The organism is Collinsella aerofaciens (assembly GCF_039062315.1).
GTDB classification, from domain to species: Bacteria; Actinomycetota; Coriobacteriia; order Coriobacteriales; family Coriobacteriaceae; genus Collinsella; species Collinsella aerofaciens_BG.
The window spans coordinates 1-12,730 of sequence record NZ_JBCJBG010000026.1; the positions used below are offsets into that span (position 1 = coordinate 1).

Annotated in this window: 7 protein-coding genes; all 7 read left to right on the forward strand. The window is 59.7% G+C overall.

Translation table 11 applies throughout. The features are described from left to right. Window positions 1-489 precede the first annotated feature (489 nt). Entirely contained in the window at window positions 490-3,318 is a 2,829-nt protein-coding gene (locus tag ABCP74_RS09110) for an autotransporter outer membrane beta-barrel domain-containing protein (protein WP_343001376.1), read from the forward strand. Beyond that, a complete protein-coding gene (locus ABCP74_RS09115; protein WP_343001375.1) occupies window positions 3,311-4,981 on the forward strand; it encodes a SpaA isopeptide-forming pilin-related protein in 1,671 nt (556 codons plus the stop codon). The genes ABCP74_RS09110 and ABCP74_RS09115 overlap by 8 nt, the downstream gene beginning before the upstream one ends. A gap of 114 nt (window positions 4,982-5,095) precedes the next feature. After that, window positions 5,096-6,811, forward strand: coding sequence for an isopeptide-forming domain-containing fimbrial protein (locus ABCP74_RS09120; protein ID WP_343001374.1), 1,716 nt, complete (start codon window positions 5,096-5,098; stop codon window positions 6,809-6,811). A 1,044-nt stretch (window positions 6,812-7,855) separates the two neighbouring features. After that, a complete protein-coding gene (locus ABCP74_RS09125; protein WP_343001373.1) occupies window positions 7,856-8,773 on the forward strand; it encodes a class C sortase in 918 nt (305 codons plus the stop codon). Between the two features lie 346 nt (window positions 8,774-9,119). Beyond that, window positions 9,120-9,431: an Asp-tRNA(Asn)/Glu-tRNA(Gln) amidotransferase subunit GatC gene (gatC, locus tag ABCP74_RS09130; protein WP_343001372.1), complete on the forward strand. Its 312-nt coding sequence runs from the start codon at window positions 9,120-9,122 to the stop codon at window positions 9,429-9,431. Beyond that, on the forward strand, window positions 9,431-10,945 hold the full coding sequence (gatA, locus tag ABCP74_RS09135; protein ID WP_343001371.1) for an Asp-tRNA(Asn)/Glu-tRNA(Gln) amidotransferase subunit GatA: 1,515 nt from the start codon (window positions 9,431-9,433) through the stop codon (window positions 10,943-10,945). The genes gatC and gatA overlap by 1 nt, the downstream gene beginning before the upstream one ends. Continuing rightward, window positions 10,945-12,621 carry an Asp-tRNA(Asn)/Glu-tRNA(Gln) amidotransferase subunit GatB gene (gatB, locus tag ABCP74_RS09140; protein ID WP_118256189.1) on the forward strand — a complete coding sequence of 559 codons (1,677 nt, stop codon included), beginning with the start codon at window positions 10,945-10,947 and terminating at the stop codon, window positions 12,619-12,621. The genes gatA and gatB overlap by 1 nt, the downstream gene beginning before the upstream one ends. Window positions 12,622-12,730 lie beyond the last annotated feature (109 nt).

Sequence of the window (12,730 nt, forward strand, 5' to 3'; positions counted from 1 at the left end):
CTTGCCCGTATCGTAGGCAATGCGCCGAATGCTCGCCATCGAAATTTATCGATGGCCTATTTCAGACTGTAATGGGGTTCCTCAAGTGAGTCTGCTGATGTAGAAAACACCAACAACGGGGACGCCGAAAACCGGAATAGTGACGACGCTGAGGGTGGCGAAGGAGAAGATGCCGCTGCGGCGGATCTGCCTGCCGATGACACGGGAGCCGAGAGCGCTGCGCAGCCCGCGGATGATGGGCAGTCTGTCTATAAGGCCGCTACTGTTGCAAATGAAGGTGAGGCTCGGAAACTTGAAATAGATTCGGAGGGGTACGCGCTGCTGAAGAGTGACGAAGACCTGTCTACGTACCTTGACCTTCCCGCGGCGGAAAAGCCCGCAAAGCTGCGTCTGACTGCTGATATTAGTTCGAGCGCTCCGATCTTAATCAATCACGACACTACGATCGACCTTGCGAATCACAAGCTTTATTACAGCAACGGTAACCTTATGCAGGAAACCAAAGAGCCTGTTTGTGCATTTATCACAATTTCAAAGGGCTATACGCTAACTGTCAAAGGTGAGGCGAATGACTCGAAGACTGAAGCTACCAGTGGTGAACCTGGTCAGCCAGCAAAGATGCAGTTCAATGGTGAAAGTGTTCCACAATCACTTACATACTACGTAACTGAAAGCACGCCTAACGGTTTTGGTACTAGGGAAACGACCTACCAGCACACTGTTGCCAATTTCGGCGCTATCGTTGCATGCAAAGAGGGCTATGTAAATCAAGTCATTTCCGTCCAGGATGGGGGCACGCTCGACCTTCAGGGTGGCATGATCACAACGCCTCGTGCCCTGGGCAACGACGGCCACGTTATTTTCTCTCAGGGCGCTGTTTATATTTCTGGCGGTTACGTCACCAACGGCAACGGCGGTGGCTGGGGCGGAGGTCTGTGCATAACGGGCGCGAATGCCGGCCTCGAAATGACAGGCGGCGTGGTCGCGGGAAACAAGGCAGCTTCTGGCGGTGGCATCTTTGCTAACAATAGCGCGGCGCTGAACCTCTCCGGCGGTGTCATCTCGGGTAATGCAACATATGGCAACGATATCACCGATGGTTATAACGTCAACGCCGGCGGCTACGGTGGCGGTGTTTATACCCAGAGTGCAACCGTAACCATCAGTGATTCTGCCAATATAACTAACAACCGAGCTGAAGCTCGCCTCGCTAATAGAGAGCTTTACAACAAAGGTCTCCTCGGTGGCGGCGGAATTGCATCGCACGGTGGAACGCTGTCCATGACGGGTGGCTCCGTTACTGCCAATTACTCCCATGAGGCCGGCGGTGGAATCTACGCTGGCCTCCCCGGGCAGGGAGTTGGATTTACCATGTCCAGCGGTTTTATTGCGGGCAATATGTCCGATAATGCCGAGGGCGGTGGCCTCCGTATTTCTGGCGGTACTACCGGCGTTATTAATGCGGAAAATGCATCAAACAGGGTTTACATCACCAACAACAAGACCATGACGGGCAGCAAAGACGACCGCGGTGGCGACTGGGGTGGCGGTGGTGTCTTTGTTCAGGAAGGCGGTACGCTCAACATCGTCAAGACGCTGATCACTAATAATAAGGCCGGTGGCTGGGGCGGTGGCATCGGTGCTTGTCCTACGGGCAAGACAATCGTTTCGCACTCAAAAGGCGCTGCTATCTATGACAACAAAGATAACGTTGATCAATATGGCAATAAACTGACAGCATATCATTATTCCGCTGGCGGCCACGGCAAAAATGAAGACCACGATGAAGTAAATTACGTTACTCCTGACTTCCAAAAATCCGGCCATAAGGATTTCTTCTTGGTACGTAATAAGAATGGCGCGGATAAGACAATCGCTGTCGTTCTTGGCAAGATGCTGGGCGGCAGATCGGCTGGTTGGCGGGGCACTTGCGACGGAAATCCGGTTACCATCGACCCAAATGGCGGTGCCGAGGCTAAGTGGATGTTCGGCCTTGAGGCTGATCCGACACCCTATGCCAAGGGAAAGGCGCAGGCAGAGGCTACGACCATCATCAGCGGTAACTATTCCTACACCCACGGTGGCGGCATCATGACCAACGGCGATCTCATCGTCGGCGAAGTCAATGATCTGAGGGTTTACCCGAGCATGAAACTCCACGCCACTAAGGCGCTTGTGGATGCACAGGGAGACAAGCAAAGCCTTAATGGGCACGAGTACAAGTTTCAGCTGCTGCGCCAGGAGGTTAACGGTACCAAGGCACCTTCTTGGAAAGATGACGGCACATTAGATATGGGCGATTGCAGTGGTGCGGGTGAGGCGACTGTTGATCAATCAAGCGGCAGTATCACCTTCGACTCTGGCAAGGACTATTCTTCAGGGCAATACGTTTTCTATCTCGTTGAGGAACCCATCAGCGGCCAAAACGAATTAGACATCAAATTCGATAAGACAATTTACAAGATAGAGGTAACTGTTGGCGGTAGTCCATACAAGACTGAATCCCTCATGACGTTTCCTATCAACTATTACAAGGTAGAGAGTGTGGCCGTCTTTAAAAAGGCCGAGACGGATAATGACTTCGCGCAGCTTGATCGCAGTGGTTATTCCTTCGCGCCATCGGAGGATGGAACGGAGGCCACGGTGACTATCGGTAACAGAAGCGACAAGCCGACCTTTACCAACAAAATCGTGCCCCCCTTCTCCTGGACTCCTAAGGCGACTAAGGTCGTTGAGGGTGGCGAGATGAAGGCGTTTACGCTTCAACTTGCGAAAGACAGCGAATTTAAAAACATGATCGGTACTGCCGTGACCTCTGGTTCTGAGAAAACGCAGACGCTTCCGTTCATGGACGAAAACAATGAGACGGTTGAGCTCAAGTACTCGCTTTCTGATATCAGGAATAATCCCGACGACCCGGGTGGCTCCACGGGTGGCTCTTTCAAGACCTTTACGTACTATGTGCGCGAGAAAACCGACGGTTCGCAGTTCTCGCACTACACGTACGACCACTCGGTCTATAAGTTCACGGTTGAGCCAACGTATGACGACAAAAAAGGAGAGATCAAATGTAGGGTTACCTACAGGAAGGGAACCGTTGACCCCGGCGGTACGTGGAAAAACACCGATAATGTGGACCACGAGTTTCCCGACACTAACCCCACCTTCACCAACACCTACTCCACCTCTTTGCCCCTTTCTGGTATGTCGGGCGTCACTCTGACGTACCTTGCCGGCGCGGCGGTGCTTTGCGCTGCTGCGGCCTGGATGCACATTCGTCGCAAGGCGAATGCGAAGGGAGGTAAGCGTCGTGAATAAGAAAGTTTGCTCCTTCCCGATCTTGTTTGCGCTGCTTGCCCTCCTGATCGGCGCCTGCGCGGTTGTGTTCCCCGCTTCCGCGCAGGCCGCGCCGACCTCGACCGGTTCCATCACGGTGAGCGGCACCGTGGCGAGCAGCTACGACGCCTACCAGATCTTTAGCGCTAACGTCGTCGACGGCGACAGCGACGCCAAGACCGCCACCGACCTCGCCTGGGCAAGCGACGCCGTGCGCGACGCCGCGCTGCCCGTGCTGCACAGCGCCGGCATGTCCAATTCCCAGACCACCGCGCAGGGAGCTGCCGAGTGGCTCAACACCGATTCCCACCTTACGAGCGCGCTGAGCGCACAGCTCGCTCGTTCCCTCCAGAGCTCTGGCGCCGTGTCCGTGGCCCTTAACGCGGGCACGACGGCCGAGCTGCCCTGTGGCTACTGGCTCATCGTCGCCGACGACGACGCCATCGCCCAGAACGAGGCCGGCACCGCGCCGATTATGGCCCTGGTCGGCGGCAGCGCCGTCACCGTCAAGCCCAAGGCGGCGACGCCCAAGGTCGCCAAGCACGTGCTTGAGGACAGCACCGCCGCCTGGCAGAAGGCCGCCGACGCCACGGTCGCCGACGACCTGTACTGGCGCCTCTCTGCCACGGTCCCGGCGGGTCTTACCGCTTACGACACCTATACGGTGCGGTTCGTCGATACCATGAGCGCGGGGCTCGACCCCTCCAAGGTGGCCGCGAGCATGCGCGTGTACGTGGCGGCGGGCGCGGACGGCGGCTTTGACGCGGTCCAGACCGGCAAGGACGGCCGCGCCGGCACCGAGCCCGCGAAGGGCTGGACTGACATCACGGCCCAGTGCGCCACCAAGGTAGCGGCCGACGGTAAGACATTCACCGTGCGCACCGGCGACCTCATCGCCGCGCTCGGCGGGACCGACGCCTTCACCGCGGGCGCCCGCGTGGTCGCCGTGTACAACGCGCCGCTCAACAGCGCGTGCAACCACGGCATCGCGAAGGGCAACCCCAACGAGGTCTACCTGCGCTACCCGCGCTCTCCCTTTGCCGACCAGTCCGGCGACGCCGGATTCACCCGTACGCCGGGCGACGATGCGTGCGCCTACACCTGGGATCTCGCGCTCACCAAGCGCGGCAGCGATGGCGACAAGCCGTTGTCCGGGGCGGTCCTGAGCATCGCCGACGACCGCGGCCGCACGCTAGCGGCCGACGGCACGTGGGATGCGGAGGGCAAGGCCACCGTCACCACGGGCGAGGACGGTCGCGTGACCGTCTCGGGCGTGGACTCGGGCAAGCTGGAGGTCCGCGAGCTCAAGGCGCCCAAGGGCTACACCGCCTTTGAGGGCACGCGCTCCGTGACGGTTAAGGCCGAGGGCCTGGACGTTGACCAGGTGGCCGCCGCCAAGCCCAAGCTCACCATCACGGCCGAGTCGCCCCTGCGCGCCGACAGCGCGGACGGGTCGACGGGCAGCCTGGAGGCGTCGCTCATCAACACGCCCACCGGCACACCCCCTAGCATTACCACCGGAGGCTTCATGCCCTCGACTGGCGATATGGCAATGTACGCCGCGGCCGCCGCAGCGGTCGCCGGAGCCGCGCTCATCGTGGTCGCGCTCCTGGTCAAGCGGGGAGGTGGCAGCCATAAAGAGTAGCTGGCAGCCCCACAGAGAGCGGGGCGAGACATAGCGAAGCAGATGCTAAGACACAGACAGACAGATTTAGATCAAATGGAATTCGAGCAGAAAGCAGAGGAAAAGAAGATGAGCATGAGCAAGAACATCGCACGCCTGGCAGTAACCGCCGGCCTCACGGCGGCGTTGAGCTTCGGCGGCGTAATGGCCCCGGTGACCATGGCGTTTGCTGAGGGCAAGCCAACGGTGGCTACGGAGGATGGCAAGGTGTTTATCACTGACCCTATCGCTGAATATGCCGACACATCTTTTAAGGGCATCCAGATCTTTACCGCGAAGATCACGCAGAATAAGGATGGAAATACCTGGTCAGGTGATAAGACACTTTCCGATATTCAGTGGGCTCCGGGTAATGTGAAAACCCTCGTTACGACTGCGCTCAAAGACGTTCCTGGAGTACCTAACGTAAATGAAGACGCCCAGACGTGGGCGGAGTTCATCAGCACGACTCAGAGCTCTAATTATGGAGAGACTACGGCGGTTGATAATGGCACGGTTCTGGACTTGATTGCCGAGGCCTTGGAGGGGGACAAGACGCTTACTTGGACACAGCCAAGCAATTCCAGCAAGGGTAACTTTGAGAGTCTGGACCAAGGCTACTGGCTTTTCGTGACCGATGCGCCCAGTAAGACCGGCAATACTGACGTGTACACTTCGCCGATTTTCACCATTGTCGGTGGCTCTGACGTTAAGGTAGCCCCCAAGAAGAGCGTCCCCACGGTCGTGAAGAAGATCAAAAACGATGACGGCAGTGATTGGGCCGACAAGGCCGACTCGCAGATGGGCCAGAAAGTTGAATATAAGCTGACTGGCACCGTTGCCAGCAATATCGCAACGTTCGATACTTACCATTATGAGTTCAGCGATAAGCTTTCTGACGGTCTGACGGCAGATGATAGCAGCGTCATCGTTAAAATCGGTGAAAAGATCCTTTTACCCAACACGACTCCTGGCGCCAAGACCGGTTACGATGTTTCGATTGATAAGGTAACTAACACGTTGACCGTAAAGTTTGCCGACCTCAAGACTGCTGCGAAACAAGCTAACGCGGCGCTCGACGGTAGCTCCAATGTCGTCGTCACTTACACCGCTATGCTTGATCCCATGAAGGCTACGAACGTTACTGTCGGCGACACGGGTAACGACAACGCCGTAAAACTCATTTATTCCAACAATCCCATGGGCGAAGGAACGGGTGAGTCTGTGCCCGATACCGTCCGCGACTACACCTACGCGCTCAAACTCGTCAAGGTTGACTCTGTGGAGACGGCCAAGAAGCTTGAGGGCGTAAGGTTCACCATTCAAGCCACGACTCCTGACGACGCGTCCTCCAATGGCAAGTTTGTCCAAGAGAAAGGCAATCTCGGCGCTGATGCTTATGAGTTCACGACTAATAAAAATGGCGAGATCAGCGTAGCGGGTCTCGATGCCGGCACCTACACGGTGCACGAGGTCGAGGGCAGTAACCCCGGCTACAACACGCTGAAAGACTTTAACTTCACCATTGAAGCCAATGGCCTTAAAAAGCTCGAGGGCGAGAGGCTCGATGATAACACCGACCCGAATACGCTGAAGGTAACCGCGGGGAGCAATAATCCCACCATGGTTACCCCGTCAGCCGACGGCGGCACCATCACCCTTACCGTCAAGAACGAGAAGGGCTCTGGCCTCCCGCTGACCGGTCTCAACGGCGTGACCTTCACTTGGATCGCTGGTGGTGCGGTGCTGTGCATTGGCGTGGCGCACCTTATCCGCAGCCGTAAGCAGGCTGAGGAGTCCGAGCAGGAGTAACGCTCACTCACCCATCCCTTTGGCAGGTGGGATGTGATGGCCATGAGACTCGCGGACACTTTTCTCGTCCATCCACGTTCTTGCTATGCCATTCTCTTTTCGGGGCAGACTTCGCACTGGAGTTTGCCCCGTTCTTTTTGGATAACACAGGCAGCCTCCACCGTCCGATGCGGACTCATCCGTCATCGCGTTTCTTGACTCGTATGAGGTTCGGTTTAAGGTCCGTAGGCGCACGCGTGGTGCGGACGGTGGACGGCATTTGCGCCGCAAAAAGCGCAAATAAGAATGCCCGGGGTTCGGAACCCGGGCATTTAACAAAACCAGAAAACTAGGCCGCCCGCGCTTTCGAACACTTACGCGGGGTGCGTCGTTTCCTATTGACATTGTATCCCGAATCGCCCCGCCGATTCGGGACATTCTGAAAACTCAAACACGTCGGGCAAACCCGGACAATGCGGCCAGGCTCCGCTGTCCAAGGAATCATGTGTGTAGCTATCGAACAAATGTTTGTCAAAATCGCGTTCACCAGGCGTAAGTGCGTGTGCTCACGGTAAAATACCCTTGCGACGCATCCCGTGCGCGGGCGGCCGACGACTCGATCGGAGGTCCCCAAATGCTGAAATTCCTTAACGCGCTCGCTGCCCTCGCGGCGGTGGGCACGTTCGTCATCGCGTTTTTTGACTCGTATGAGGTTCGGTTTAAGGTCCGTAGGCGCACGCGCGGTGCGGACGGTAGAAGGCATTTGCGCCGAAAGCGCAAATAAGAATGCCCGGGGTTAGAGGCCCGGGCATTTAACAACACCGGAAACTGGTCGCCCGCGCTCCAAAGTACTTACGCGGGGTGCGTCGTTTCCTGTAGCTATTGTATCCCGAATCGCCCCGCCGATTCGGGACATTTTGAAAACTCAAATGCGGGCCCATACTTGCGCTGCGCAATGCTGCCAGGCTGCGTTGCGCAGCGCATGAGCTCGTTAATCGGCTATTATTTGTTTAGACAACCTGAGCTGTAGAGGAGTGACCGGCGATGGTGCAGGGCGCCAAACATATGAAGAGCAATAACGCCGCGGACAACGGCGGCTCAAGCCCTCAGCCCAAACCTCAACCAAAGCCCAAGCGTCGTCACAAGCGACTGCCGCGCTGGGCCGACCGGCTCATCACCATCGTCATCATCCTTATTGGCGTGGGCCTTATGACCTGGCCGTGGATCTTGGACCGGCTCGAGGCCTCGGGCGTGTTCAACCAGATCAGCACGGTGTCCAGCACCGTGGACGCGCTGTCTGTTGAGGAGCGCGAGCGCATCCTGCTCCAGGCGCGCTCCTTTAACGAGCAGCTGGCGGGCGAGACCACCGAGCTTCCCGCCGACCAGATTGAGCCCTATGCCCAGCAGCTCATCTTTGACCGCGACCCCATGATGAGCTGGGTCGAGATCCCCTCCATCGACGTGAGTATGCCCATCTACCACGGCACGAGCGAGGAAGTCCTTATGGCAGGCGTCGGCCACCTGGAGGGCACGAGCCTGCCGGTGGGCGGCACCTCGACGCATTGCGTGCTCACCGCGCACTCGGGCATGCGCAACCTGAGCATGTTCGACGACATCCATTCGCTGGAGCCCGACGACCTGGTGCTGCTGCACACCATGAACAAGACGCTCGCCTACAAGATGGTGGACTCCGAGGTCGTGCTGCCCGAGGAGATGGAGTCGCTGACCATCGAGCCCGGCGCCGACAAGGTGACGCTCGTCACCTGCACGCCCTATGGCGTGAACGACCATCGCCTGCTGGTGCATTGCGTGCGCACCAAGTACAACAAGAAGGACGTTGACAAGCAAAAGTCGCTGGCCGGCCGCCACTGGGGCAAGCGCGAGTTTGCCGTGCTCATTGTGGTCGTAGCCATTGTGCTGTTGCTGCTGGACATCGTGATCCACGCGGTCCGTAAGCGCCGCAAGGCCAAGGCCTCGGCATAAGACATTCTTCAGAACCACCACAATGGGGACAGGCACCTTTGTGGTGGTCGGGGCTTCCAAACCATCACAACATTCGATGAAAATCTCGATTTTGGCGAAAAACGTCGAATGTTGTGATGGTTTTCGTTGCGGGCGGGACGGTCTTCGTTGCGGGCGGGACGGCTTTCGTTGTGGGCGACGCGGTTTTCGCTATGGACAGTGCGGTTTCGCTGCGGAACCGCCAGCCCGCCGCCTGTCAACCCGCCGCCCTCGTTACGTTTTCGCTGCATTTAGGTAAAGCGCCTGCTCCAAGCGGCGTTGCCTTGTATACTAGAGCGGTTTATCTGTTATGCGGAAGGGAGCGCCTATGGCACTCAGCGAGAAAGACGTGCGCGGCATCGCCGAGTACGCAAAGATCGCACTGACCGATGACGAGCTCACCCAGATGACGTCCTACATGAACGACGCCGTCCAGATGCTTGAGCCCGTCTTGCAATATGACTTGCCCGACGTGGAGCCCACGTTCCATCCCATCGGAAGCCTGTCCAACGTGATGGGCGATGACCTGCGCGAGCCCGGGCGCGACCTGCCGCTCGACGTCGCGCTGGAAAACGCCGGCAGCGCGCGCGACCGCTACTTCCGCGTGCCGTCCATTTTGGGAGAGGGGGAGAGCGAGTAATGGCGCTAAGCTTCGATTCCCTTACCGCTGCTCAGATCGCCGCGGGCGTTGCCGCCGGCGACTTTACCGCTACCGAGGTGGCCCAGGCCTCCCTTGCCGCCATCGAGGCGCGTGAGGGCGGGGTCCAGGCATTCCTGCAGGTGGCGCCCGAGCTTGCGCTCGAGGCCGCTGCACGCGTGGATGCCAACCGTGCCGCAGGCAAGCCGCTGCCCCCGCTTGCGGGCGTGCCGCTGGCCATCAAGGACAACATGAACCTCGTGGGCACGCGCACCACCTGCGCTTCCCGCATGCTCGAGGATTACCAGAGCGTCTACACCGCCACCTGCGTCCAGCGCATGCTCGATGCCGGCTGCCTGCCCATGGGCAAGGCCAACATGGACGAGTTTGCCTTTGGTAGCTCTACCGAGAGCTCGGCGTTCCACCGCACCAACAACCCCTGGGATACCGAGCGCGTGCCCGGCGGCTCTTCGGGCGGCTCTGCTGCTGCCGTCGCCGCGGGCGAGGTCGCGCTCTCGCTGGGCTCGGACACCGGCGGCTCCATTCGCCAGCCGGCGTCGCTGTGCGGCGTGGTGGGCTTTAAGCCCACGTATGGCGCCGTGAGCCGTTACGGCGTGGTTGCCTTTGGCTCGTCGCTCGACCAGGTGGGCCCCTTTGGCCGCACGGTTGAGGATGTCGCGCTGGCCATGAACGCGCTTACCGGCGCGGGCCATGATCCGTACGACTGCACCAGCCAGGATTGCGCCGTCGACTTTACCGAGCATCTCAACGACAGCATCGAGGGCAAGCGCGTGGGCATTATCCCTGCGTTTATGGAGGCCGAGGGCCTGACGCCCGAGGTCAAGGCCGCTGTTCAGCGCGCCGCCCAGGAGCTGCAGAACCAGGGTGCCGAGCTAGTCGAGGTCGACCTGCCGCACTTGGATGCCGCCATCGCCGCTTACTACGTCATCGGCCCGGCCGAGGCGTTCTCCAACCTGGCTCGCTTCGACGGCATCCGCTACGGCTATCAGGAGGAAGGCTGCGCCAACCTGTCCGACCAGAGTTCGCTGTCGCGCGCCCACGGCTTTGGTGCCGAGGCCAAGCGCCGTCAGATGCTCGGTGCCTACCTGCTGAGCTCGGGCGTGTACGACAAGTACTACTACGCCGCGCAAAAGGCCCGCACGCTCATCACGCAGGACTACGACGCCGCGTATGCCAAGGTGGACACCATCCTCATGCCCGCCTCGCCGCGCACGGCCTTTAAGTTTGGCGAGATCAGCGACCCCACGCAGATGTACCTTTCGGACCTGTACACCATTTCGCTCAACATTTGCGGCAACGGTGGCATCTCGGTGCCGTTGGGCCTGGGCGAGGATACTCAGCTGCCCGTTTCTGCCCAGCTGGTGGGTCCGGCGTTTAAGGACCGTCAGCTGCTCACGTTTGCCCGCGCCCTGGAGCGCGGCTTTGCCGATGCCGCCACGGGTGCGCCCGCGCTTTCCGTCGCGCCCGATTTTGCCGGGAAGGGAGGCGAGCTGTAATGAAGGAGCTTTCCGAGGTCCTGCAGGATTGGGAGGCCGTAATCGGCCTGGAGATCCATACCGAGCTCACCGCACTCGATACCAAGATGTTCTGCAACTGCAAGCTCAGCCACGATGACGAGCCCAACGCCAACGTGTGCCCGGTGTGCCTGGGCCTGCCCGGCGCCCTGCCGGTGCCCAACAAGCGCGCCATCGAGAGCATCGTCAAGGCCGGTCTCGCCACCAACTGCGAGATCCAGCGCCACTCGATGTTCTACCGCAAGCACTACTTCTATCCCGATATGGCCAAGAACTTCCAGACCACGCAGGGTCCGGTCGCCTTTGCCATGTACGGTCACCTGGACCTGGACGTGACCGGTCGCGGTGCCGCCGAGCGCCCCGACTGTGCGTTTGGCGAGGCCGAGGCCCAGAGCCTGGCGAGCGCCTCGGCCAACGCCGAGGGCCTGTCCACGTCCATGACGTCGACCATGCGCGAGGGCAACCAGCGTGCCGGCCACCTGGCCAGCTATGACGCGTCCAACTTGCAGATGCCCGAGCGTCGCGAGGACGGTTCCTACACGGTGCCCATTCGCATCCTGCGCATCCATATGGAGGAGGACGCCGCCAAGATGGTCCACGTGGGCGGCGCCGAGGGCCGCATTACCGCCGCGGCCGAGTCGCTCGTCGACTACAACCGCTGCGGCACGCCTTTGATTGAGCTCGTGACTGAGCCCGACTTGCGTACGCCCGAGGAAGCGCGCCTGTTTATGGAGAAGCTCCGTCGCATCTTTGTGACGCTGGGCATTTCGGACTGCTCCATGGAGAAGGGCTCCATGCGCTGCGACGGCAACGTGTCGCTGCGCCGCCGCGGCGAGACCAAGCTGGGCACCAAGACCGAGCTCAAGAACCTCAACTCGTTTAAGAGTCTGCATGATGGCCTTGCCTACGAGATCTGCCGTCAGGCCGAGGTGCTCGAGGAGGGCGGCATCATCTATCAGGAGACCCGTCACTGGGAGCCCAGCCGCAAGCGCACCGTGGTCATGCGTGTGAAGGAGACGGCCGACGACTATCGCCTGTTCCCCGATCCCGACCTTGCGCCGTTCGATCTGGATGACGAGTTTATCGACCGCTGCCGAGGCGAGATCCCCGAGCTGCCCGATGCCAAGCGCGCCCGTTTTGAGGCCGACTTTGGCATTAAGGCGGCCGATGCCGAGCAGATTGCCGGCGACCCCGAGTTTGCCGAGTTCTTTGAGGCCGCCGCTGCCGGCATGGCTGGCAAGGAGGCCCAGACGGTTGCAAACCTGCTGGTGAACGAGATGATCGCCTACCTTAAGGGCGCGGGTGTGTCGTTGGCCGAGTCCGGTATTGCACCGGCTCAGGTGGCAGCCCTTGCCAAGCTGCTGGCGACCGATGCCATCAGCTCCAACCAGGCGCACGAGGTCTTTGAGGCCATGGCCCAGACCGGCGACGACCCCAACAAGATCGTCGACGAGCGTGGTATGCGTCAGGTGAGCGATGCCGGCGCGCTGCAGCCGATTGTGGACGAGGTGCTGGCAAACTGTGCCGATCAGGCGCAGCAGTATCGTGACGGCAACCAGAAGGTCATCGGCTTTTTGGTGGGCCAGTGCATGAAGGCGAGCCGCGGCAAGGGCAACCCGAAGCTCTTCAATGAGTTGCTGAGAACGTCGCTCTCGTAAGCGGGAACCCGGGAGCCCCGGCAGGGCGGGTGCTTCCTCAAAATTTCGAACAGTCCTGCGCAAGACGAAGGCCACATTAAGTGGCCTTCTTTGCGTGCGGAACTCATTT